This is a genomic window from Mycobacterium sp., assembly GCF_025965855.1.
Taxonomy (GTDB): Bacteria; Actinomycetota; Actinomycetes; order Mycobacteriales; family Mycobacteriaceae; genus Mycobacterium.
Genome location: NZ_JAOPWB010000177.1, coordinates 1 through 23211, shown reverse-complemented (window position 1 = coordinate 23211; position 23211 = coordinate 1). Strand labels below are relative to the sequence as shown.

Here is a 23211-nt window from a genome sequence, read left to right as displayed (position 1 = left end):
GGACGATCTCGGCATCGACGTCGCCCTGATGTTCCCGACGCTGGGCAGCCTGGTCGAGGAGCGCTTGAAGTTCGAGCCGGAGCTGACCCACTACGTCATCCTCGCGCTGTCCGAGTGGATGTACGAGCAGTGGTCGTTCAACTACAAAGAGCGCATCTTCGCCACCCCGGTGATCACCCTGCCCATCGTCGAGCGCGCGCTCGAAGAGCTGCAGTGGTGCCTGGAGCGGGGCGCCCGAACCGTGCTGGTCCGCCCGGCGCCGGTGCCCGGCTATCGCGGCAGCCGCTCATTCGGACTCGAGGAGTTCGACCCGTTCTGGCAGGCCTGCATCAAAGCCGAGCTCCCGGTTTCGATGCACGCCTCGGACAGCGGTTACTCCGAGTTCGCGAACGTGTGGGAGCCGGGCGACGAGTTCCTGCCGTTCAAGCCGACGGCATTCCGGAGCTTCGCGATGGGCCATCGGCCAATCCTGGACGCGATGGGTGCGCTGGTTTGCCACGGCGCGCTGTCGCGAAACCCGGAGCTGCGGGTCCTTTCCATCGAAAACGGCGCGGATTGGGTGCCGGACCTCTTCAAAGGCCTCAAAGGCGTCTACAAGAAGATGCCGCAGTCGTTCAGCGAGAACCCGATCGAGGCGTTCAAGCGCTGCGTCTACATCACCCCGTTCTGGGAGGACCGGTTCACCGAGATCGTCAACATGGTGGGCACGGATCGCGTGCTGTTCGGGTCCGACTGGCCGCACCCCGAGGGCCTGAAGGACCCCATCTCGTTCGTCGACGAGCTCACCGACTTCGATGAGGAGGATGTCGCCAAGATCATGGGCGGCAACCTGATGAAGCTGATGAAGGTCTCCGAGCCCTCGAAGAAGCCAGTCTCGGCCTGATCAACGGCCGCAGTATCGCTCGGACGGAAAGCCGCAGCGGCGGTGTGATCGGGCGTGGTTGCGACGCCACACCCAACGACCGTTAGCAAACTGATGCAGTGAGCACGTAACACCCGTTGATAATCTGGGTATAGACGTGTACGAACGTCATGCGTTCCACCTGGTTATGTGACTCCTCGAAATGTTCCCTAGAAGGGACGGCCGAATGGTCGCCGAAAACGACTGGGACAAAACCGTTGGTGCGGCCCGCGATGTTCGCCGCATCTTCGAGAATGTTCCCGCGATGCTGGTCGGCCTGAAGGGGCCCGACCACCGGTTTGTCGCGGTCAACGCGGCCTACCGGAGCTTCAATCCCACGGGGAATCCCGTGGGCAAGCTTGCGCGCGAGGTCTTCCCCGAGCTGGAGAGCCAGCAGATCTACCAGATGTTCGACCGGGTGTACGAAACCGGCGAACCGCAATCCGGGACAGAATGGCGACTGCAGGCCGACTATGACGGATCGGGCGTCGAGGAACGGTATTTCGACTTCGTCGTCACACCGCGCCGCGGGGACGGCGGATCGATCGAGGGTGTGCAGATCGTCTTCGACGATGTCACCGAGCGGGTGCGGGCGCGACTGGCTGCCGAGGCGCGCATAGAGGAGCTGTCCGAGCGCTACCGCAACGTCCGCGATTCGGCCATCGTTATGCAGCAGGCGTTACTGGCCCCGTCGGTGCCCGTGGTTCCCGGCGCCGACATCGCCGCCGAGTATCTCGTCGCCGCGGAGGACACCGCGGCAGGTGGCGACTGGTTTGACGCGATAGCCCTCGGGGATCGGCTGGTTCTTGTCGTGGGCGACGTCGTCGGCCACGGGGTCGAGGCCGCGGCGGTCATGTCGGAATTGCGCACCGCGCTGCGGATGCAGATTTCGCTGGGCCACACCATCGTCGAAGCGCTCGAGGCCGTCGACCGCTTTCGTGAACACGTCCCGGGGTCGAACTCGGCCACCTTGTGCGTCGGTTCGCTCGACTTCGCCACGGGCGAATTGCAGTACTGCACAGCGGGACACCCGCCGCCGCTGCTGGTGAGCGCCCACGCGGGCTCGCGGTTCGCGGAACCGACGGGCGCGGGTCCCCTCGGCAGCGGCACCGGATTCCCGATACGCACCGAGGTGCTCGAGATGGGCGACTCGGTCCTGCTGTATTCCGATGGCCTGATCGAACGTCCCGGCCGGCCCCTGGGCGCCAGCACCGCGGAATTCGCCGAGCTGGCCGCGGACATCGCGCACGGCAGCGGCGGCTTCGTCATCGATGCTCTCGGGCGGCCGATTGACCGTATCTGTTCGGAGACACTGGAATTGCTGCTTCGGTCGACAGGCTACAAGGACGACGTCACACTGCTTGCGGCGCAACGGCGCACACCGCGGCCACCGCTGCGCATCACGGTGGCCGCGACGATTCACGCCGCGCGCGCCGTCCGCGCCCAGCTTCGTGAGTGGCTCTCGGAGATCGGCGCCGACGCCGACGACATCTGCGACGTCGTACACGCGGTTTCGGAGTTCGTCGAGAACGCGGTCGAGCACGGGTACGCGACGGATGTTCCCGACGGGCCTGCGAACGGGATCGTGGTCGAGGCCGCACTGGCCGGCGATGGCAACTTGCACGCCTCGGTGATCGACCACGGGCGGTGGAAGGATTACCGGGAGGGCGAGCAGGGTCGCGGGCGCGGTCTGGCGATGGCCGAAGCGTTGGTGTCCCAGGCGCAGATCACGCACGACGCCGGCGGGACGACCGCCAGTCTGACGCACCGCCTGTCGCGGCCGGCGAACTTCATCACCGACACGACCGTCAGCCGGTCAACCCGCCAACGACCCGTCAACTCCGAATTCCTCTCTATGGTCGGCGAGGCCGGCCGCATCGTCGTCAGCGGCGACGTCGACGCGAGCACCGCATCCACCCTGGATCGGCAGATCGCGGTCGAAAGTCGTTCCGGCATCGCCTCTTTGACGGTCGATCTCACCGGGGTCACCCACCTAGGGTCGGCGGGGGTCAGCGCCCTGGCAGCCGCCCGCGACCGGGCGCGCACGCAGGGCGGTGGCTTCGTGCTGGTAGCCGCTCCCGGGAGCCCGGCGCATCACGTCTTGGCGCTGGTCCAAATGCCCGTTGTCAGCGGCGATCCCGAAAACATCTTCGCCGACGACTAGGGCCGGCCGGTCAACGGCCCTGGCCGTGCCGAACCTGATTGAACGGCACCCCGCGGTCGGCGGCGTATTCCCGCGGGAAACCCAGCACCCGCTCGCCGATGACGTTGCGGGCCATCTCCGTGGTGCCGCCGCCGATGGCGACGTTCTGCCGCGACAGGTACCGCAGCCCGGCCTCGAGTCCTTCGCCGAATTCCCCCACGACACCGGCACTTCCCGCGATCGCCAACGCGGTGTCCATATCCAGGGTCATGGCCTCGGAGTGAAAGAGCCTGATGAGGGTTCCCGCGGCCGGGGGCAGTACGCCATCTCGGACTTTGCGGTACACGTGATCGATCAGCTGCTCGGCCACCGCGCGCTGCACGAGCACCCGGCCGGCCATCTCGTGGACTCGTTCGTTGTCGGCCTGGCCCGTCTTCTCGGCGAGGGCAATGTAGTCAACGGGCTTCGCGCTGCCACCCTCGCTGCCGCCGCCGCTCGCGAACTCCGAGCCCTGCCCAACCGCCCGGCGTTCGTGGTACAGCTGCCGCGAGGCCACCGCCCATCCGCCGTTGACGTCGCCGACGACGGCGTCATCGCCGACGTCCACCCCGTCCAGGAACTCCTCGCAGAACTCGGTGGACCCGCTCAGCATGGTGATGCGCCGCAACGTGATTCCCGGATGGCCGATGGGCACCAGGAACATGGTCAGGCCTTCGTGCTTGGGGGCGTCCCAGTCGGTGCGGGCCAGACACAATCCATAGTCGGCCGCGAAAGCGCTTGTGCTCCATGTTTTTGCGCCGTTGATGATCCAACGGTCTCCGCGGCGTTCGGCCCGGGTGATGACACCGGCCAGATCCGACCCGCCGCTGGGTTCGGACAGCAGTTGCACCAGCACCTCGTCACCGCGCAGGGCGGCGGCGATGTGCCGCGCCTTCTGGTCCTCGGTTCCGGTGTCGAGCAGGGTGGCGCAGCAGATGGTGAACGTGGGGATGTTGAGGATCAACGGCATCTCGTACCCGAGGGATTCGGAGTCGAATGCCTTCTGGTATTCGTAATCCAGGCCGAGGCCACCGTACTCGCGGGGAAAGCAGATACCGGCGAATCCCCCTTCGTAGAGCCGCTTCTGCAATTCGCGGGCCCGGTCCCAGGATCGCTCGTCGTCGCGCGGTGCGGGCGGCGGTGACTCGGGGTCGATGGCGGGCAGGTTCTCGGCCAACCACACTCGGGCCCGGGCGGCGAACTCGGCAACCGATTCAGCGACGGATTCGGCGGGTGTCATGTGGCGTTCGTCACCGATCGGGCCGCTTTCTCCGCCTCGTACACCCTCAGGTTGTGCTCCTCGGGCGTGCCGAACATGGAGCGGTACAACGTGACCCGCCTCAAGTACAGGTGCAGGTCGTGCTCCCAGGTGACGCCGATGCCGCCGTGCATCTGCACGCAAGCCTGAACGATCCGGCCCGCCATCTCGCCGACGTAGGACTTCGCGATGCTCGCCGACAAGCCCGCCTTGGGCGAGCGCGCGGCAACGTCGGCAACCGCCGCCGACGTGGTGGCGCGGCATGCCTCCAGCCACAACTTCATATCGGCGAACCCGTGTTTGAGGACTTGGTAGGACGCCAGCGGTCGGCCAAATGTGTGCCTGTCCAACGCCCATTGGACGGTGAGGTCGAACACCGTTTGCAGGATGCCGACCACCTCGGCGCACTGCAGCACCTGGGCGATCTGGCTCTGCCGCCCGATCATGGCGGCGGTCTCGGTTGGACCGCCGACTGCGGCGGACCGTTCCACGACCACGCCGTCGAAATCCACCCGCGCGTATTGCTTGACCAAGTCGACGGACTGCTGGGGGGCAATCCGGACACCCGGCGCGTCCGTTGGGACCAGCAACTGACGAACGCCAGAGCCATTTGAGTCGCATCGCGCCACGACCAACAGCACCCCACTTTGGGCGCCGGCCTCGACACGGTCCTTGGCGCCGTCGATGCGGAAACCGGCCTCGGTCTGGGTGGCCGTCACCGAGGGATCCAGCGGTGCCCAGCCCCGGCCCGGCTCGCAAACCGCCCACGACGCCACGGTTTCACCGGACATCAGCGACTCGATGGTCTCGGCGTGCGATTGCGGATCTGAGCACTCGGCGAGTGCCGCGAGCACGACGCTGACCGGATACAGCGGTCCGGGTGCCACCGTCGTGCCGAGCTGTTCGGCGACCATCGCCAGATCCTCGACGCCGCTACCCGAGACGCTGGCGCCGCCCAACTCCTCCGGAACCAGCAGGGCCGTCCACCCGAGTTCAGCGGCGCGCCGCCACCACGCCGGGTCGAAGGACAATCCCGCGGCGTGCAGTTCCCGGACGCGGCGCAGCGGCGCTTCTTTTTGTAGAAAGGCCTGGGTTGTGGAAGCGAAGAGTATCTTTTCGGGAGAGTCGACAGCGGTCATGATGCCGGACAGTTCGGGAGGAAGTGTTGGTGGTTGATCATCCGCCTGGTCGGTTCTCGTCGGAGTTCGCTGGAGATTCTGATGTTAGCAATGAGCAATACGGTAAGAGGTACCGGAGTCCAATCGATAATGGTCACGACGAGCGGTAATCGCGATGGCTGAGACGAACGAAACGCCGGATGATTCGGCCACATCGGAGGCCGACGCCAAGGCGTTGCTCGAAGAGGCGGAGGCGGAAGCCGCCGCGGCCGAAGCGCTGGCCGCCGCGGCCCAGGCCCGCGCCCGCGCCGCCCGGCTGCGGCGCGAGGCCCTCGGACTGCCCGACCCCGCCGAGTACGACGACGCGGACGAGGACTACGCCGACGATGAGGACGAAGAGTACGACGAGGATTACGACGAATCAGCCGACGATTACGACGAGTCCGTAACGGAACAAGCCGGATGGCGACGGTGGGTGCCGACGATCGCCGCGATTGCCGCCGTCATCGGCATCTGCGCTTTCGCCGGCTTCAGCGCATACATGGTGCTTCAACATCGCGATGCCACCCGGCACCAACAGCGGGACGCGGCGTTCGTCGCCGGGGCCAAGCAAGGCGTCCTCAACATGATCTCCCTCGACTTCAACAAGGCCAAAGCGGACGTCCAGCGCGTGATCGACGGCTCCACCGGCGAATTCAAGACCGATTTCCAGCAGCGGGCCAATGACTTCATATCGGTGGTCATCCAGTCGAAGGCGGTCACCGAAGGAACCGTGCACGCCGCCGCCCTCGAGTCCGTCAACGGCGATTCGGCGGTGGTATTGGTCTCGGCGACATCGCAAGTCACCAATTCCCCGCCGGGCAAGGACGAACCGCCGCGAATGTGGCGGCTCCGAGTGACGGTCGCCGAAGTCGGCGGCCAGTACAAGATGTCGAAAGTTGAGTACGTACCGTGACCGAACACGTGCGCGACATCGATTCGGCCGCAACACAACCCGAATCCGAAGCCGAAGCCAACTCCGTGACCGAGGAACCCACTGACGAGGGGACCGACGGGGCCGACGACGCGGAGGCCGACTCCTCCGAGAGCATCGAACGCCCGCGCCGTGTCCTGCCGCCCAGGCTGCGCAAGATCGCGACTGTGATTTTGGCTTTGCTCCTGCTGATCTCGGGCGGCGTGGCGACGTGGCTTTACTTCAAGCAGTACCGGCCGGATCAACAGACGGACGCCGGCGTCGCCCGGTCGGTGGCCAACGCCGCGTCGGATGGAACGACGGCAGTGCTGTCCTATTCGGCCGACTCGCTTGACCAAGACTTCGCGACCGCCAGGTCATACCTGGCCGGGGATTTTTTGTCGTACTTCGACCAATTCAGTCAGCAGACCGTGGCTCCGATGGCCAAACAGAAGTCGATGAAAACCAAGGCCAAGGTGTCTGGCGCCGCGGTGTCAGAGCTGCATCCCAACTCGGCCACCGTTCTGGTCTTCGTCGATCAGGTCACCACGACCAAAGACAGCCCCCAACCGTCCGTGGCCGTCAGTAGCGTGCTGGTGCGCATGTCCCGGGTCGGCGGCAACTGGCTGATCACCAAGTTCACCCCGGTGTAGACCCACCCGCTACATGGCGAATACTCGGCACAGCGACTGCGCGTGCAGTGCCCGGTTTTCCTCGGAGACAACCCAATCGGGAACCAACGAATCGAAGCCGTTCAATGTGGCTGCGATGACGTGCAATTCGGTGTGAACGTAGGCATGCAGGAGCCTGTTCGCATAGTCGATGGCTTCGTCGCGGCAAGGATCGATCTCGGAGCAACTGACAAACGTGGGTGGCAGCCCCTCGAGGTTGGCCCGCTGCGCGGGAACGTGTTGTCCGCTCGCCGTCGCGTGGCCGAGGTAGTGGCTCCAGGCCCGGCTCACGGCGGGACCGTTGAGCCCCGGCGTGCGCTGGAACTCGCGTCGCGACGGGGTGGCATCGGAATCGAGCATCGGCTGGTGCAGGATCTGCACCAGGATCGACGGGCCTTCCTCGTCGAACATCCGCTGGGCCAGGCCCGCGACCAGCGCCGCACCGGCGTCCCGGCCCATGACCGCGATGCGGCCGGCATCCGCGTCCAGGTCGGCGCAGTTGTGGACGGCGTACCGGAGGGCCGCTTCCACGTCGTCCAATGCGGCCGGACACGAATGTTCGGGCGCGAGCCGGTAGTCCACCGACACCAGGAGGCAGCCGGCGGCTCGGGCCAGCTCCACGCAATGCGCGTGATCGGTGTCCAGGTTTCCCGTCACGAAGCCACCGCCGTGCGCGTACACCACCAGCGGCGCCTGGGATCCCGTCCCCCCGCGGTACAGTCGAAGGCCCAGCTGCCGGCCGTCCGGGCCGGCGATGGATCGCGATTCCACGGCGACACCATCGGTGTCGACGGCCGCGGCCCGTTCGGCGGCCCGGGCGTCGGCCTCTTTCCGCTCGGCGGGCAGCGTCTCGACGCGGAACTCGAAGACGCCCAGCTCGATCGCCGCGTCCCGCAGCACCGGGTCGATGCGGTTAAGGCCTTGCGGCCGCGTCAGGTTGGTCTGGGTCATACCCTCTATCTTCCATCCCGGAAACTCCGGCTGGAAGATGCGCCGATGTCAACGCTCACCGTTCTCCGGGAAGCGCCTTAACCGTCGCCGGTAGCCCGTACAGAGCCGTCGCGTTGCCGCGCATGATTCGCTCCCGCTGGTCGGCGGGGAACCGGTTGATCGCGTAGGTCGGCGAGTCGTAGCTCCAGTGCGGGTAGTCCGTCGAGAACATCAGGTTGTCGCCGAGGTCCATCATCTCCAGGTACTCGCGGAATTGCACGGTGTCAGTGTCTTCCAGCGGCTGGGTGGTGAACCGGACGTGTTCGCGCACATACTCCGAAGGCCGGCGACGCACGTGGGGCAGGTCGCCGCGGCGCGCTTCCCAGATCCGGTCCATCCGCGACATCACCGGCGTCGCCCAGGTGAACCCGCCTTCGACGAAGACCACTCGTAGGTCGGGGTGACGATCGAACGCGCCGTCAAACACCAGGCTCATCAGGTGTGAGACATACAGCAACGGCCAGGAGGCGAAGAAATCGTGCCAATGCGCGGGGTTCCCGACCGGGTACAGCGGTATCAATTCGAACGGCGTCTGACCCATCAGATGCGTGGCGACCGGGAAGCCGTTGCGCGAGGCCGCCTGGTAAAGCGGATCGAAATGTGGGTTGCCGAAGGGGATTCCACGCGTCTGCGGTGTCATCAACACCTGGGCCATGTACGGATGCCCCGCCCATCGTTCCACCTCGCGGGCGGCCTGAACCGGGGTCTGCGCGCTGACACTGATCGATCCACGCCACCGGCCGTGCGCGTTGTATTTGTCCAGCCAGACCTCGGCCAGCCAGTCGTTATAGGTCGACTTCAGAACGTGTTCGGCCTGCGGCAGCTGCGCGTCACACATCGGCTCCAGCGTCGCGATGCTGACACCGGCATCGAGAAGCAACTGCTTTGCGGCGAAATCCGGGTCGCTGCCGGCGAATCCGCCGTTCGGCGGCGCGGCGTCAAGGCGCAACGACATCGTCTTGTACGAATCCGGGGTGTCGTAGAAGTGCGGCACGGGGCTGACCGCGTTTCCCGTCGGCCAGATCTTGTCCACCCATTCGGCGGGTGCATAGGACTTCAGCACGTCCGCCGAGACCGGCAACGGGTGCACATCGGTGTCGACGATGGTGACCGCTATTTCGTCGTCTTGACCCATTGGCGAGTCCGGCGAGTCGATTCGCTCGATCGTTGTCATCAGACACGCTCCTTAAGCCCATAGAGCTCACTGGCATTTCGCCACAACACCCTGTCGCGTTGCTCGGCATCGAGCCCGTCGGCCATTACCGCCGGCGGCGAGGTAGACCAGTGGGGATAGCTCGATCCATACATCAGCAGGTCGGACTTCCCGGTGAAGTCCATCCAGCGCTGCGTCTTGTCGGCCTCCGTCGGCCCGTCGAACGCCGAGGAGCAGAACCGGACGTGGCCGGGCAGGTATTCGCTGGGATAGCGGTCGACCCAGGGCGTCTGGTCGCGCATCGACAGCCAGAACGTGTCCAGCCGCCACATCAGCGGCGTGAGGATGTCGTAGCCGCCGTCGGCGAAAACGAACTTGAGACCCGGGTGCTGCCCGAACACACCCTCGACGATGAGCGTGGCCAGGTGCACGAAGTAGTTCAGCGGCATGAACGCCGCGTATCCCGGGTAGGTGTCCGCGTGGCCGGCGAAGGTGGGCGGATGGTCGACGCCGTTGCCGCCGTTGATGTGCACCGCGACCGGCAGCCCGTGCGCCGCCGCTGCCTCCCAGATGGGCTCGAACATCGGTTTGCCATACGGCTCGCGCGACTGCATCGGCACGCCGACCTGCACCAGCTTCGGGTGACCGGCGAGGCGCTCGATCTCGGCGACCGCGCCCCTGGGGTCCTCGGGGTTGACGCGGATGGTGCCGCGGAATCGGTTGGTGGTGTCGGGCTCCAGCCAGCGATCGAGCAGCCAGTCGTTGACCGCGGCGCAGATCCTGCTGTTGAGCAGGTAATCGGCGATGTTGCCGCGGGTGAGCGGGTTCAGGATGGCGTAGTTGACGCCCATGTCATCGAACAGGTGCCGGCTCATGGTCTCGGGATCCGACCCCGGGTACTGCTCGCCGTAGAGGTCTTCCCGGTAATCGCCGCCGGGCGCCTGATACCACTGCTGCTCGACGTCGGGGATCGACCGCAGCTGGTGCGCGGCGGGGAGATATCGTCGTATCTCGGCGTTGTAGCGAAAGTGCGGTTGCACGTTGGTATCGATTATCAAGCTGTTAAAAACACCTCCCCGTCGGTGACGTCGACCGGGTAGGTGCGCACGCGGCGCCGCGGGTCAGCCACGTTTTGACCGGTGGTGACGTCGAATTCCCAGTTGTGCCAAGGGCATCGAACGATCTGCCCGTCACGCGCCCGGCGCATCCCGTCGGGCGATTCGGGAGCCGATTCGTTGGTGCCGCCGATCAGGCCCAGGCACAACGGGGCGCCCTCGTGTGAGCAGTAGTTGACGATCGCATACAGCTCACCGCGCACGTTGTAGACGCCGACGCCGAACTTTCCGACGTCGACCAGTTTCATCCCGCCGGGCGGCAGCTCGTCCAGGGAGCACACGAATCGCCGGTTGGGCACCTGAGAATCACCGCCTATTTGATACCCCGGAGTTAATACTGTGCCGGTTACGGTAACCACCACAAGTCGTTGGGCTTCGTTGCTATTTATACTATGATAGCGACATTCCCCGGTACCTACCGCCCTAGCGGCTGCTCAGGAGGAGCGCGAATGACGCTCAGCACCGACCACTCGGATCCCGGTGGCCAGCCCATCACCCTCGACCTCACCGGTGAAACGAGTCCTTACCCGTTCTTCGAGTACATGAGGCGCACCGACCCGGTCTGGCACGGTTCGCTGGCGGACCACTCGCAGATGCCGGAGGAACTGCGGCCGAACGACGAATGGGTCCTGTTCGGCTATGACGGGCTGTTTCAGGCGTTCCGTGACGATCGCGTCTTCACCTCGGCCGCCTACGACAAATCGATCGGCTTGGTAATGGGGCACACCATTCTGGCGATGGGCGGTAAGGAGCACCACGACCACCGCAGCCTGGTCGCCAAGGCCTTCCGGGCCACCGCGCTGGAGCGGTGGGAGCCGTCGGTCATCGGGCCGGTCTGCGATCAACTGATCGACGAAATCAAGAACGACGGCCAGGCGGACCTGGTGAAGGCGGTGACGTTCGAGTTTCCGACCCGGATCATCTCCACGCTGCTCGGTCTCCCCGCTGAAGATCTCGACATGTTCCGGCGTTTGTCCCTCGACCTCATCTCGATCCCGACCGACATCGAGGCCGGGCTGAACGCGGCCGCGGAGCTGCACGGCTACTTCCTCGACCAGGTGGAGCAGCGGCGTCGCAAAATCACCGACGACATCATCGGCGACCTGGTCGCCGCGGAGATCGACGGCGAGAAGCTCACCAACGAGGCGATCATCGCGTTCTTGCGCCTGCTGCTGCCGGCCGGCCTGGAGACCACCTATCGTTCGTCGGGCAACCTGCTGTACCTGCTGCTGACCCATCCCGAGCAGCTGGCGATGGTCCAACAGGACCGGTCACTGATTCCGGCCGCCATCGAAGAGGGTCTGCGGGTGGAAACGCCGCTGACGATGGTCATGCGGACCACCACCCAAGAAATCGAAATCGGCGGCAAGACAATACCGGCCGACGCGCAGGTCGACATGTGTATGGGCTCGGCCAACCGTGACGAAAGCCGCTGGCCCGACCCCAACACGTTCGACATCCACCGGCCGCGCCATGCCCACATCGCGTTCGCGGCCGGCATTCACATGTGCCTCGGCATGCACCTGGCCCGGCTGGAAACGCGGGTCATGTTGAGCAGCCTGCTCGACCGCGTCAAGGATTTGGCCTTCGTGCCCGACGACGGAAGCGGCGAGGAGTCCAAGATCGTCGGCCTCACCTTCCGGTCGCCCAACAAGCTTCCGGTCACGTTCTCTCAGGCCGCATGAGAAGCCGCGCGGCGATCCTGCACGACGTCGGCGGGCCCTGGTCCGTCGAGGAATTCGAACTGGACGCGCCGCGCGCCGGCGAGGTCCTGGTCCAGATGGCCGCCGCCGGGTTGTGCCATTCTGACGACCACATACTCAAAGGCGACATGTCGGCACCCAACGAGGTGATGCGATCCCTCGGACTGCCAACCATGTTCCCGATGATCGGCGGCCATGAGGGTGCCGGCGTCGTGCGTGAAGTCGGCGAGGGCGTAACCGATTTCGTGCCGGGTGACCACGTGGTGATGTCGTTCGTCGCGGTGTGCGGACAGTGCCGCTGGTGTGCGAGCGGGATCGAGTACCTCTGCGATATGGGCATCGGCACGATGATCCCGGGGATGCCTACCGACGGCACCTTCCGCCATCACACCGCCGACGGGCGGAAACTGGGCCACATCGCCAAGGTCGGCGCGTTCGCGGAACACACTGTGGTATCAACCAATTCGCTCGTCAAGATCGAGCCCGAATTGCCGCTGGCGCCGAGCGCGCTACTGTCGTGCGCCATTCCGACCGGCTACGGTTCCATCGCGAACCGCTCCAACATGCGCGCCGGGGACACCGTCGTCGTGATCGGCGCCGGCGGCATCGGCACGGGAGCGATCCAGGGCGCCCGGATCAACGGCGCCGCGCAGATCGTCGCCGTCGATCCCGTTGACTTCAAACAGAAGTCGGCGCTGCAGTTCGGCGCGACCCACAGCGCCGCGACGGTCGACGAGGCGCTCGACCTGGTGCGCGGTCTGACGTACGGGGTGATGGCCGACGCCGTGGTGGTCTCGCCGTCCTTGATCACCCCCGGCGACGTGCGCGATGCGGTGCAGCTCACCCGCAAGGGCGGGACCTGTGTGCTCACCGGCATGACCTCGCAGTTGACCCGGTCGGTCAAGATCGACCTGCAGGACTTCATCCTGATGAACAAGACCCTGGCGGGCACCATATTTGGCTCGTGCAATCCGAAGGCGGACATCGCCCGGCTGGCCAGGCTTTACCAAACCGGGCAGCTGCAGCTCGACGAGATGATCACCAGGCGCTATCGCCTCGACGACATCAACGATGCCTACGACGACCTCCTCAACGGCAAGATCGTTCGGGGCATCATCGATTTCGGGATCGCCTGACGTTATTACTTGCGGCCCTTCACCCGTTGCGTTTGACCGTACGCGTCGATCGGGCTGTGCAGCGCCAAGCCACCGTCGGCGTGCACGATTTGGCCTGTCACCCAAGGCAATTCGAGGACGCCGACGATGGCCCCGGCCACGTCGGTGGCCTCGCCGAGGCGGCCGAACGCCGTCCGCTCGGACAGGCCTTCCACCCAGCCGGGGAGTTGTTCCGGTTTCGCCAGCATCGGTGTTCGGGTGACGCCCGGCCCAACGGCGTTCACCCGGATGTCGTAACCGCCCCATTCCACGGCGGCGACCTTCACCAGCATGTCCACCCCCGCCTTGGACACGCAGTAGGCTCCCATGTCACGATCCGCGACGGTGCCGCTGATGCTCGAGACCGCGACGATGGAGCCGCCCACGCCCGCGTCGACCATGGCCCGCGCCCCGGCCCGGATGGTCAGCCAAGTGCCGGTGAGGTTGACCGCCAAGACCCGCTCCCATTCGGCAGGCGACTGTTCGAGGAGCATGCCCGACGCCCCGATTCCGGCGCAGGTCACCACCCGGGTGGGCACACCGTGGTCGCGCACGGTTCGTTCCATCGCGGCCGATACCGCGTCGGGATCGCTGACGTCGCAAGCGATGTCGCCACCGGAGAGGTCCCACACCACGACGCCGTGACCCGCCTCGCGGAGCCGTCCGGCGACCTCACGCCCGATCCCCGATGCTCCCCCGGTCACCAGGGCCGTCATTTCGCGGGCCCGATCAACTCGACGAGCACGCCGTCGGGCGCGGTGATCACCGCCATCGGGACCGTCGTGCCACCGGGGGCCGGCATGCTCACCCGTCGGACACCGTCGGCGAAACCCAGCGCGGCCAAGGCGGAAAGCGTCTCATCGACCTCGCGCTGCAGCGAGAGCAAGAAAAACCCGCGCCGCGGCCGCTGCGGTGGAGCCGACGCGACATCGGCGTCCGTGGCGCCCTCGAAGACGACCAGTTCCACGATGCCGGTGTCGGGCGTCTGCGGATCGCCGAGAAAAACCGACCGCAGCCGATCGGTTTTGGCGCCGAAGAGTTCCGGCCAATCGCCGGTGAAGGTGTGGTCGAACAGTTCGGTGAATCCCAGGCCGTCGCGCCAGAACTTCATCGAGCGGTCGACGTCGGCAGTGCAGATCGCGGCGTGATGAATGCCCGGCACAGGCGTCCTCTTCCTTGGTTGGTGGCAGTGCTTGGGCTGGCGGCGGACCGCCATGATGATGCAATTTTAAGTTTGCGTGGCGCTCGGGCTGCGGGTCGGCGTCGAACTGGGCGCATCATCGCCATGAATGCCGTGTGCAGCGAGATCATCCATGACCGCGCGACGAAACGCCAGACGCTGGAAGCAATGCAAGGACCGCGCCGCGCACCCGACCCGACACAACCGCGGGGCTTGAAGCGTCGAGTTTGCCGTCGAGGTACAGGAAAGCCAGGCCGTGGACGAGCGCCCAGACGGCGGTCGACATCGCGTCCGGTTCGGCGTCCGGAAAGCTCTGCCGCACAATGGCGTCGAGATACTCGGAGATGGTGGCGGTTGCCGCGACCCGTTCGCTGCTGTCGCGGTCGCATGGCTCGGCGAACATCACCCGAAACAATGCTGGTCGATCCAGCGCGAATTGGACGTAGGCGACGGCGACAGCGGCCAGGTCATCCGGCGTCGAGGGTGAGGAATGCGCCGCAGCGAGATACCCCGCGAGTTCATGGTAGCCCACGGCGGCGACCGCGGAGATGAGCGCATCGCGATCGGCGTAGTGGCGATAGGGCGCCCCTGGCGAAACGCCCGCACGACGCGCCACGGCGCGGAGCGACAGGGCGGCCGCGCCATTTTCCTCAAGCAACTCCATTGCCGCGCGCAGGCATGCGGCCGGCAGATCGCCGTGGTGGTACTGGTCCCTCGCTGTCGGCACGATCACACTCGCTTGATGTAGACAGTGCTTACACCTTCGCTTAATGTAAGCGCTGTACACACCCTAGCCGATTGAAAGGCGGCCCTTTTGATGTCGAGCGAGCTGTTCACGCCGCTGAAGCTGCGATCGGGATTGGTATTGGACAACAGGATCGCCAAAGCGGCAATGGAAGAAAACATGGCGGGCCCGGCGCAGCTGCCCGACGAGCGGCTGTTTTCGCTATACCGGCGCTGGGGTGCCGGTGGTGCTGGGCTTTTGATGACCGGCAACGTCATGGTCCATGCGGAGGCGCTAACCGGTCCCGGCGGCGTGGTGCTCGACGCTGTAGCGCGGCTGGAGCCGTTCACCCAATGGGCCGAGGCGGGCAAGGCCGGCGGTGCGGCGATGTGGATGCAGATCAATCATCCGGGTCGGCAGGTGCAAGCTCAGATGCCCGGAGTCGTGTGGGCACCATCGGCGGTGGGTGTCGAATTAGGCAAGCACACCAAGCGTTTTGGCCGTCCCGTCGCGATGACACCCGAACAGATCGACGCGACCGTGCAGCGCTTCGCCGTGGCGGCGGTTTGTGCCGAACGGGCCGGATTCGACGGAGTGGAGGTGCACGCCGCGCACGGCTACCTGCTCTCGCAGTTCCTGTCTCCGCTGTCCAACCAACGCACCGATCGGTGGGGCGGGTCGCTGCAGAATCGAGCCCGGATGTTGATGGACATCGTGCGGGTGATCCGCTCATGCGTGTCGTCGTCGTTTGGGGTTGCGGTGAAATTGAACTCGGCCGATTTCCAGCGCGGCGGGTTTGACGCCGACGACGCGCAGCAGGTGATCGCGATGCTCGAGCCACTCGGAGTCGACCTGGTGGAGTTGTCGGGCGGCAACTACGAAAGTCCGGCGATGGCCGGACGCGCCGCCGATGCTCGCACGCAGGCGCGCGAAGCCTACTTTCTGGAGCTGGCAACAGATTTAGCCAAGACCAGCCCCGTTCCACTGATGCTGACCGGCGGGATCACGCGGCGCGAAACCGCCGAAAAAGCCCTCGCCAACGGAGTGGCAATGATCGGCATGGCCACGGCCCTTGCGGTCACACCCGATCTCCCCAAACGCTGGCGCGCTGGAAAGGAAGCTGCTGGCCAGTTGAGGCCGGTGACCTGGTCGGACAAGACGCTTGCCTCGGCAGCCAGCATGGCGCTGGTCCGCCACCAGATGCGTCGCATCGCCCGCGGGCGCAATCCGGCGCTTGGCACACGCCCGGTACGCGCGCTGGCATGTGACCAACTGGCCCAACGTCGGGCGCTGCGCCGCTACCGCTCCTGGCTGCAGGCCACCGCCTGAGGGCCATTCTCGTTCAGCGTGGCGACTCCAAGACGAACCGCTTGAGGGGCCACCGCGGAAAGTCTCCCCGTTAAAGAGCCATGGGCCGGAAGCCGAGGGTCCAGGAGTCGACGTGCTCAAGGGGCGACGTCCGCACAATGGGTCCGCCCGTCACCCGCGGCCGCCGACACATGGCAATACGCCCAATCCGGAAGTGCCTCGGATGCTTTGCGTTCGATCGAGGGAAAGTCGAAGGGGTATCGCGTATTTACTCCTCGCACCGCGTCGGCGTAGACCCCGTTTTGAAAGTCACCAAAATTGCTCATGGCTGACCACTATGTCGACAGGGAGTCAATCTGTCGATGTAGCCGCTGACAGCGATTAACGCCAACCGCTGTCAGTCGAAACAATGACCGGTTGGGGCGCCACGGGCGCCGGGCCGGTCATTCGAAAGCGAATTCCCGGCCCGGCCTCGATCTCAAGCGGCGTCAGGCCTGCTTGACCGCCTCGATCTCGAGGGTGACCGTCACCTTGTCGCCGACAACCACACCACCGGCTTCCAACGGCAGGTCGATGTCGATACCGAAGTCCTTGCGGTTTAACACCACCGACGCCTCGAAGCCGGCGACCTCGCCGTGACCCATGCCCGGATTGACGCCATAGAAGTCCAGGTCGAGGTCGACGGGCTTGGTAACGCCCTTGAGGGTCAGCTCACCGCGGAGCACATGGTTGTCGCCATTCGACTCCACTGCGCTAGAAGTAAATGTCGCGACGGGGTACTTCTCGACGTCGAAGAAGTCGGCCGACTTAACGTGAGCGTCGCGCTGGTCGTTGCCGGTGTTGACGGAATCCACCGCGATTTCGGCGTGCACCGACGGCGTGCCGTCCTCCGCAATCACTATCGCGCCGCTGAAGTTGTCGAATTTGCCGCGGACCTTGCTGACCATCAGATGACGTACCCAGAAGTTGATCGACGAGTGCACCGGATCGATCGCCCACGTGCCGGCAGCGAGCTGGGTGGTTGCGGTTGCAGTCATGTTTGTGCGTCTCTCTTGTTCGGGGCGACGGCCTGCCCGACGCCTTCATGGCTGCTAAGCGGACTAAAGTCCGGTTTTATTCCCTTAGGTGGCGTCGGGTGCCTGAAACGACGCAATGAGACGTCCGACATCGCGGCGCCGCGACTCGGCCGGCCACACCACCCAGGTTCGGCGCACGATCGGCTGGCCGGCTAACGGCAACCATGACACGTTGTCGGGCAGCGGTTGCAGCCCGTTCTCGGGTGCGAGCGCGAACGCCCGTCCGCTGCTCACGGCCGCGAACTTGACAGCGGCGATCAATTCCTGATCGTCGGGAGCCGGCGGTCCGATGTCGATGCCGTGGCTACTCAGGATGCCTGTCAGTTCGTCGTACCAGGCGGGGCTGCTTGAGCGGGGGAAGCCGACCCAGCGCAGGTCAATCAGTTGGTCGAGCTGGACACCGTCGGGGCCAGCCAATCGAGCGGCAAGCTTCGAGGAGAGAAGGACGCCAAGGTGTTCTCGGGCTACGAGCATCGCGTCGAATTCCGACCCGGAGGGGCGTTCGCGCACCAAACCCACGTCGAGTTGATCGCCGCGCAGGGCGATGAACTGCGCCGCCGTCGAAAAGTGCTGAGGAACAACGCGCGTATGCGGGGACTCCGCCGCGAAGTTGGCGAGCGCCGCGGGCAGGACGTCGGGAGCGAGTTCCAGTGGGATGCCCAACCTGATGACGCCGCTGGATTCGGTGCTGAAGTTGCTCATGGTCCGCACGGCCTGGTGGTAGCGAGCCAGGACCGCGCGCGCCTCGACGAGCAACGTCGTGCCCGCGTCGGTGGGCCGCACGCCGCTGCTGGTGCGTTCCAGCAGCGTGACTCCGAGTTCACGTTCCAGCGCGCTCACCGTCTGCGATAACGCCGACTGGCTCACATGCAGGCGACGCGACGCGGCGGACATGCCGCCTTCCTGCACGACCGCCACGAAAGCGCTGAGTTCCCGCAACTCCATAGAGTGGTGCCGCCCCATGCCGACGCCGATTAGCTATCGGTCTAGCTTATAGCCACCGCTGATAGCGCCGATAAGCCAGACGCGTAGCTTCGTTGGCACGTTGGATTAAATAGACCTGGGGCCGCGCTATTGCGCACACAACATCCACAGCATTTCCTCGGAGGGGCAGGTCCAATGACAACACTCGAAGGCCCGACCGCACTGGTAACCGGGGCCACCTCCGGCATCGGCCGGGCGGTCGCACTCCAACTCGCTCAGCTCGGCGCTGACGTAATAGTTCACGGGCGCAGCGCCGAGCGTGGGGCCGAGGTGGTGCAGCAAATCCAAAATGCCGGGGGGAAGGCACGTTTCGTCGCTGCCAATCTCGCCGACGCCGACGACGTGCGCCGGTTGGCCGCCGAGGCGGGGCCGGTCGACATCTTGATCAACAACGCCGGTGTCTACAAGTTCGGCGCGACCGCCGACACCGACGACGCGTTCTTCGACGAGCATGTCGACCTCAACCTGCGCGCCCCCTACATCCTGGTGCAGCAGTTGGTTCCGGGCATGGCCGAGCGGGGCAACGGCGTCGTCGTCAACCTCAGCACCGTCGCCGCCGCTGTTCCTGCACGCACAGCGGGCGTATACGGTGCCACCAAAGCCGGCATCGAACTGCTGACCCGAGTCTGGGCCGACGAGTTCGGCCGGTCCGGGGTACGGGTGAACGCGGTGCAAGCCGGGCCGGCCGAAACCCCCGGAACCGCCGCCACCCCCGGCCTTGCCGATGGTTTCGCCGCCTACACCGCGCTGGGGCGCGTCGCGGCAGCCGACGAAATCGCCAACGCGATAACCTTTTTGGCTTCCCCGGCGGCAAGCTATGTGAACGGCGCGATCCTGCAGGCCACCGGCGGTCAGCTAGCGACCGGTGCGTAGCGACCCCGCACCCTGAATGGAGGCTGACATGTCAAACAAGGTGCTAGTCACCGGCGCGAGCGGCTTGCTGGGAGTGGCCGCGATCGAGAAGTTCCTGTCCGCGGGCTGGGAGGTGATCGGGGTCTCGCGCCGCAAGCCCGAGCTGTTGAGCGGCCGAGAAATCGAATTCCTGTCGGTCGACCTGCAGGACCAAGAAGCGGCGCGGGCCGCATTCGAGCCGCTGACCGACGTCACCCACATCGCCTATACGGCGCTGCACGAGAAGCCCGAGCTGGTCGCCGGCTGGTCGAGCAAAGAACAGATCGAGACCAACAACGCCATGTTGCGCAACGTCGTGGAACCGATCCTGGCTAACGCCAAGAACTTTCAGCACATCAGCATCCTGCAGGGAACGAAAGTCTACGGCGTGCATCTGCATCCCATCCCTATCCCCGCGCGTGAACGCGACGCCGACCACGATCACGACAACTTCTTCATCGACCAAGAAGACTATGTGGTAGAGATGGGCGCCAAGCACGGCTTCAGCTACACGGCACTGCGTCCGCAACTGGTCATCGGGCCCACCCCAGGTGCACTGAACGTGATCCCGGCGATCGGTGTCTACGCCGCCATCCAGCGAGAGAAGGGGGAACCGTTCAGCTTTACCGGCGGTCCGTCGTTCGTTTGGGAAGCAGTCGATGCCAATCTGGTCGCCGGCGTGATGGTCTGGGCCGCGCAATCTCCGCATGCGGCCAATGAGGCATTCAATGTCACCAACGGCGACGTTTACGAATGGCGTAACGTGTGGCCCGCGCTGGCCGAAACTCTCGGCGTGGAAACCGGACCGGACACACCGATGAGTTTGGCGGCGTACCTCGCCGAGCATTCCGACGTGTGGGATGACATCGTTGTCAAGTACGGCCTTCGGCCGTTGAGTCTGCGCCAACTGGTCGGTCATGGTGATCAGCACGCAGACTTCGCGTTCGCCTACGGCGCACCCGAAGGGCCCCGGGCATTTGTGAGCACCATCAAACTGCGCCAAGCCGGGTTCACCAAAGTTGTTGATACCGAAGATGCATTCCGGAACGCACTGCAGTCGCTGATCGACCACAAATTCCTACCACCACCGTCGTGACGGGCTGAATCGCCACAAGACAGGAGTAGCTACATGGGCACAACCTTCGAGTCCTACCGTGATGCCTTCCCGAATGCGCGGCTTAGCCGCGATGAGGCGGGAGTGCTGGAGATCGCACTGCACACCAACGGTGGAAAGCTGATCTTCAACGGGCACACCCACGAACAATTTGTGGACCTGTTCCGCCAGGTCGGCGAGGACCGCGAAAACCGAGTCGTCATTTTGACCGGAACCGGCGACGCGTTCATGGACACGATCGACGGTGAGGGCTTCGACTTCTTCTCGCCGATGGGCTACGACAAGATCTGGCGCGAGGGAAAGAAAATTCTGATGAACATCCTCGACGTCGAGGTCCCGATGATCGCCGCGCTCAACGGACCGGTGCTGCTGCACTCCGAGTACCCATTGCTATGCGACATTGTGCTAGCCACACCGCAGACGGTGTTTCAAGACAAGCCGCATTTCGACTTCGGCATCGTGCCCGGTGACGGCGTCAACCTGTTGTGGCCCGAGGTAATCGGCAGCATCCGCGCGCGCTACTTTCTGCTCACACGCCAGATTCTGGACGCGCAAACCGCTCAGGCATGGGGCGTGGTCAACGAGATCGTGCCTGGCGACCGGTTGCTTGCGCGCGCTCACGAAATCGCTCGCGGCATTGCCGAATTGCCACCGTTGACTAGCAGCTACACCCGCACAGCGCTGACACAGAAGTTGCGCAGAATCATCGACGAAGGCATCGGTTATGGGCTTGCGCTGGAAGGCATCAGCGCGGCCGACGCTGCTCGCCGCATGCCCGTCCAGGAGTGAGCGATGAGCCGCACGGTACTGATCAGCGGCGCGAGCAAAGGCATCGGCCGCGCCCTGGCGGAGCGTCTGACCACGCAAGGCCACACGGTGATCGGGATCGCCCGAGCAGGCGATGCCACCTTTCCGGGTGACTTGCGCACCGTTGACCTCTCGGATCGAAACGCGACATCCGCTGCACTGCAGGAAATCTCGTCAGCCAATCGGATCGATGCCGTGATCAACAACGTGGGCCTGGTGCGTCCCCAGATGCTCGAACAGGTCACGCTGGACGCACTGGACGCGGTGCTCGACGTCAATCTGCGCAGCGCGATCCAACTGACTCAGGCCGCCTTACCGGGGATGCGCGAGCAAGGTTGGGGCCGGGTGGTCAACATCGCGAGTCTGGTTGCCCTCGGCGCCGTAGAACGTACCGCGTATGCGGCGGCCAAGGCGGCCCTGATCAGCTGCACTCGCGGCTGGGCGTTGGAGCTGGCCACCACCGGCATCACGGTCAACGCCGTCGCGCCGGGACCCATCGAAACGGAGCTGTTCCGCGAGAACAACCCGCCCGGCAGCGAGGGTGAAAGCCGCTACTTGGCAATGGTTCCCATGGGACGGTTCGGTCGCCCCGACGAGATCGCCGCAGCGATCGCATTCTTGCTGTCCGACGATGCATCGTTCATCACCGGACAAACACTGTTTGTCGACGGCGGCGCGTCTATCGGACGGCCGCTGGTGTGAGCCCGACTCGGGGGCGCGCAATCGTCATTAGCGCCTCGTTGGCGGGTTTGTTCGCCGCCACGCTGTTGCGAAAGGCTGGTTGGCATACGGAGGTGTTCGAGCGCAGTCTCGTCGAACTGGTTGGCCGGGGCGCAGGCATCACCACGCATCCAGAGCTGCTGCAGTCGCTGGTGCGCAGCGGGGTGGATCTCAACGATCTGGGCGTGGTCGTGCATGAGCGCGTCGCACTCGATGCTGGCGGGCCGCGTCGTCAGCTTTCCTCCATTGCAACCCAAGCTAGCACGGCGACGTCCCTAGACGCGTCGAGGACGCGGATGGAAGTCCGCGTGGTGGCGTGCGAGTATGTCGTCCGCGAAATCCCCTGTGGGATCCCGCCATACCGTGTGAATATGGTTGACGTCCCGCTGAGTGTCGTCATACTCCGCAAGTAGACGTGGTGTCTGCAGCCGGTAGTAGTGCGGTTGACCGCGCTCGACGCCGCCGGCCCACGCGACGTGCACGGCGTCGAGCTTGCGGCCGGCGAACTTCTCGGCCTCGCGGTCGGCGAGTTCCACCTCGCGCAGCCAACGAGGCGTTCAATATCACCAACCGTGGCGTTTTTGAATGGCGGAATATGTGGCCAGCGCTGGCCGGAACCGTCGGCATCGAGACCAGACTGGATACTCCGATGATTCTGGCCGGCTACCCCGCCGACCACTCCGGTCTGTGGGACCGCATCGTCGACAAGTACGGCCTTCGTCCGTTGAGCCTGCGCGAGCTGGTCGGCCACGGTGACCAGCACGCGGACTTCGCGTTCGCCTACGGAGCGCCGGCAGGGCCACAGGCCCTTGTCAGTACCATCAAACTGCGCCAAGCGGGGTTCACCAAAGTTGTTGATACCGAGCATGCATTCCGCAACGCCCCGCAGTCGCTCATCGACCACAACTTCCTGCCACCCACAGCAAGTTGACGCCGCGCTGACCTATCCGTCGGCCTGCCGTTGATCAAATCCCGACCTGCGCTTCCGCGCGGGTGAAGGCAGGAGCGACGAAGCGACGCAGGATGGACCGGTAGCGCCTGAGGTCGCCATCACCATCCTCGAGACCGCGCATCACCATCTTCGTGACGTTGCCCAGCCACAAGTGGATGTCTGACCGGGGCAGCCCGGGTAACAGTTCATTGTTCGCCACGGCCGCGTCGAGAACGGGATCCCACATCTCGCATCGCATCGTCTCCGTCGTCCCCGAAG

At 65.1% G+C, this 23211-nt stretch carries 25 protein-coding genes; 12 read left to right on the top strand and 13 right to left on the bottom strand.

Annotated features, from left to right (window positions below; translation table 11 throughout):
* Together JWP83_RS14570 and JWP83_RS14565 are read left to right on the top strand one after the other, a co-directional pair.
* Window positions 1-883, top strand: an 883-nt coding sequence (locus tag JWP83_RS14570) for an amidohydrolase family protein (RefSeq protein WP_297731047.1), incomplete at its 5' end; no start/stop codon positions are given.
* 205 nt (window positions 884-1088) lie between these two features.
* On the top strand, window positions 1089-3065 hold the full coding sequence (locus tag JWP83_RS14565; RefSeq protein ID WP_297731044.1) for a SpoIIE family protein phosphatase: 1977 nt from the start codon (window positions 1089-1091) through the stop codon (window positions 3063-3065).
* Between the two features lie 10 nt (window positions 3066-3075).
* Here the strand turns inward: JWP83_RS14565 and JWP83_RS14560 are convergent, their stop codons facing one another.
* Entirely contained in the window at window positions 3076-4323 is a 1248-nt protein-coding gene (locus JWP83_RS14560; protein ID WP_297731042.1) for an acyl-CoA dehydrogenase family protein, read from the bottom strand.
* Entirely contained in the window at window positions 4320-5480 is a 1161-nt protein-coding gene (locus JWP83_RS14555; protein ID WP_297731040.1) for an acyl-CoA dehydrogenase family protein, read from the bottom strand. The genes JWP83_RS14560 and JWP83_RS14555 overlap by 4 nt, the downstream gene beginning before the upstream one ends.
* A 154-nt stretch (window positions 5481-5634) precedes the next feature.
* Between JWP83_RS14555 and JWP83_RS14550 the strand changes: the two genes are divergently transcribed.
* Together JWP83_RS14550 and JWP83_RS14545 are read left to right on the top strand one after the other, a co-directional pair.
* Window positions 5635-6414 (top strand): hypothetical protein, encoded by a 780-nt coding sequence (locus tag JWP83_RS14550; RefSeq protein ID WP_297731038.1) that lies wholly within the window; start codon window positions 5635-5637, stop codon window positions 6412-6414.
* A 134-nt stretch (window positions 6415-6548) separates the two neighbouring features.
* Window positions 6549-7064 (top strand): hypothetical protein, encoded by a 516-nt coding sequence (locus JWP83_RS14545; protein ID WP_297731049.1) that lies wholly within the window; start codon window positions 6549-6551, stop codon window positions 7062-7064.
* 9 nt (window positions 7065-7073) lie between these two features.
* Here JWP83_RS14545 and JWP83_RS14540 read toward each other — a convergent pair whose 3' ends face one another.
* From JWP83_RS14540 to JWP83_RS14525, 4 genes are read right to left on the bottom strand one after another with little or no spacing between them, the layout of a single operon-like run.
* A complete protein-coding gene (locus tag JWP83_RS14540) occupies window positions 7074-8033 on the bottom strand; it encodes an alpha/beta hydrolase (RefSeq protein WP_297731036.1) in 960 nt (319 codons plus the stop codon).
* A 55-nt stretch (window positions 8034-8088) separates the two neighbouring features.
* Window positions 8089-9246: an amidohydrolase family protein gene (locus tag JWP83_RS14535; protein ID WP_297731034.1), complete on the bottom strand. Its 1158-nt coding sequence runs from the start codon at window positions 9244-9246 to the stop codon at window positions 8089-8091.
* Window positions 9246-10283, bottom strand: a complete 1038-nt coding sequence (locus JWP83_RS14530) for an amidohydrolase family protein (protein WP_297731031.1) — start codon at window positions 10281-10283, stop codon at window positions 9246-9248. The genes JWP83_RS14535 and JWP83_RS14530 overlap by 1 nt, the downstream gene beginning before the upstream one ends.
* On the bottom strand, window positions 10280-10639 hold the full coding sequence (locus tag JWP83_RS14525; RefSeq protein WP_297731029.1) for a Rieske (2Fe-2S) protein: 360 nt from the start codon (window positions 10637-10639) through the stop codon (window positions 10280-10282). Before JWP83_RS14525 ends, JWP83_RS14530 begins: the two co-directional genes overlap by 4 nt.
* 150 nt (window positions 10640-10789) lie before the next feature.
* Here JWP83_RS14525 and JWP83_RS14520 point away from each other — a divergent pair, with 150 nt between their 5' ends.
* Complete coding sequence (locus tag JWP83_RS14520) at window positions 10790-12025, top strand: cytochrome P450 (RefSeq protein ID WP_297731026.1); 1236 nt, start codon at window positions 10790-10792, stop codon at window positions 12023-12025.
* The gene (locus JWP83_RS14515; protein ID WP_297731024.1) at window positions 12022-13179 is read left to right on the top strand and encodes a Zn-dependent alcohol dehydrogenase; all 1158 of its coding nucleotides are present in this window, start codon (window positions 12022-12024) and stop codon (window positions 13177-13179) included. The genes JWP83_RS14520 and JWP83_RS14515 overlap by 4 nt, the downstream gene beginning before the upstream one ends.
* A 5-nt stretch (window positions 13180-13184) precedes the next feature.
* On the opposite strand, the gene JWP83_RS14510 is transcribed toward JWP83_RS14515, so the two are convergent.
* From JWP83_RS14510 to JWP83_RS14500, 3 genes are all read right to left on the bottom strand, one after another.
* Window positions 13185-13913 (bottom strand): SDR family NAD(P)-dependent oxidoreductase, encoded by a 729-nt coding sequence (locus JWP83_RS14510; protein WP_297731022.1) that lies wholly within the window; start codon window positions 13911-13913, stop codon window positions 13185-13187.
* Window positions 13910-14359 (bottom strand): VOC family protein, encoded by a 450-nt coding sequence (locus JWP83_RS14505; protein WP_297731019.1) that lies wholly within the window; start codon window positions 14357-14359, stop codon window positions 13910-13912. The genes JWP83_RS14510 and JWP83_RS14505 overlap by 4 nt, the downstream gene beginning before the upstream one ends.
* Window positions 14360-14504: 145 nt before the next feature.
* On the bottom strand, window positions 14505-15104 hold the full coding sequence (locus tag JWP83_RS14500; RefSeq protein ID WP_297731016.1) for a TetR/AcrR family transcriptional regulator: 600 nt from the start codon (window positions 15102-15104) through the stop codon (window positions 14505-14507).
* Window positions 15105-15194: 90 nt separating this feature from the next.
* Here JWP83_RS14500 and JWP83_RS14495 point away from each other — a divergent pair, with 90 nt between their 5' ends.
* A complete protein-coding gene (locus JWP83_RS14495; protein ID WP_297731014.1) occupies window positions 15195-16430 on the top strand; it encodes an NADH:flavin oxidoreductase/NADH oxidase family protein in 1236 nt (411 codons plus the stop codon).
* A 467-nt stretch (window positions 16431-16897) separates the two neighbouring features.
* Here JWP83_RS14495 and JWP83_RS14490 read toward each other — a convergent pair whose 3' ends face one another.
* Window positions 16898-17446 (bottom strand): YceI family protein, encoded by a 549-nt coding sequence (locus JWP83_RS14490; protein WP_297731011.1) that lies wholly within the window; start codon window positions 17444-17446, stop codon window positions 16898-16900.
* A gap of 84 nt (window positions 17447-17530) precedes the next feature.
* Complete coding sequence (locus JWP83_RS14485) at window positions 17531-18430, bottom strand: LysR family transcriptional regulator (protein WP_297731009.1); 900 nt, start codon at window positions 18428-18430, stop codon at window positions 17531-17533.
* A 174-nt stretch (window positions 18431-18604) separates the two neighbouring features.
* On the opposite strand from JWP83_RS14485, the gene JWP83_RS14480 reads away from it, so the two are divergent.
* From JWP83_RS14480 to JWP83_RS14465, 4 genes are read left to right on the top strand one after another with little or no spacing between them, the layout of a single operon-like run.
* Window positions 18605-19342: an SDR family NAD(P)-dependent oxidoreductase gene (locus JWP83_RS14480; protein ID WP_297731007.1), complete on the top strand. Its 738-nt coding sequence runs from the start codon at window positions 18605-18607 to the stop codon at window positions 19340-19342.
* Window positions 19343-19370: 28 nt separating this feature from the next.
* Window positions 19371-20456 (top strand): SDR family oxidoreductase, encoded by a 1086-nt coding sequence (locus tag JWP83_RS14475; RefSeq protein ID WP_297731005.1) that lies wholly within the window; start codon window positions 19371-19373, stop codon window positions 20454-20456.
* Window positions 20457-20489: 33 nt separating this feature from the next.
* The gene (locus JWP83_RS14470) at window positions 20490-21263 is read left to right on the top strand and encodes an enoyl-CoA hydratase/isomerase family protein (RefSeq protein WP_297731002.1); all 774 of its coding nucleotides are present in this window, start codon (window positions 20490-20492) and stop codon (window positions 21261-21263) included.
* A 3-nt stretch (window positions 21264-21266) separates the two neighbouring features.
* Entirely contained in the window at window positions 21267-21983 is a 717-nt protein-coding gene (locus tag JWP83_RS14465) for an SDR family oxidoreductase (RefSeq protein WP_297731000.1), read from the top strand.
* Window positions 21984-22276: 293 nt separating this feature from the next.
* Here JWP83_RS14465 and JWP83_RS14460 read toward each other — a convergent pair whose 3' ends face one another.
* Window positions 22277-22537: a DUF3500 domain-containing protein gene (locus JWP83_RS14460; protein WP_297730997.1), complete on the bottom strand. Its 261-nt coding sequence runs from the start codon at window positions 22535-22537 to the stop codon at window positions 22277-22279.
* A 59-nt stretch (window positions 22538-22596) separates the two neighbouring features.
* Between JWP83_RS14460 and JWP83_RS14455 the strand changes: the two genes are divergently transcribed.
* The gene (locus tag JWP83_RS14455) at window positions 22597-22932 is read left to right on the top strand and encodes a hypothetical protein (RefSeq protein ID WP_297730995.1); all 336 of its coding nucleotides are present in this window, start codon (window positions 22597-22599) and stop codon (window positions 22930-22932) included.
* 34 nt (window positions 22933-22966) lie between these two features.
* On the opposite strand, the gene JWP83_RS14450 is transcribed toward JWP83_RS14455, so the two are convergent.
* Window positions 22967-23211 (bottom strand): hypothetical protein (locus tag JWP83_RS14450; RefSeq protein ID WP_297730993.1); only part of this gene is annotated, 245 nt, incomplete at its 5' end.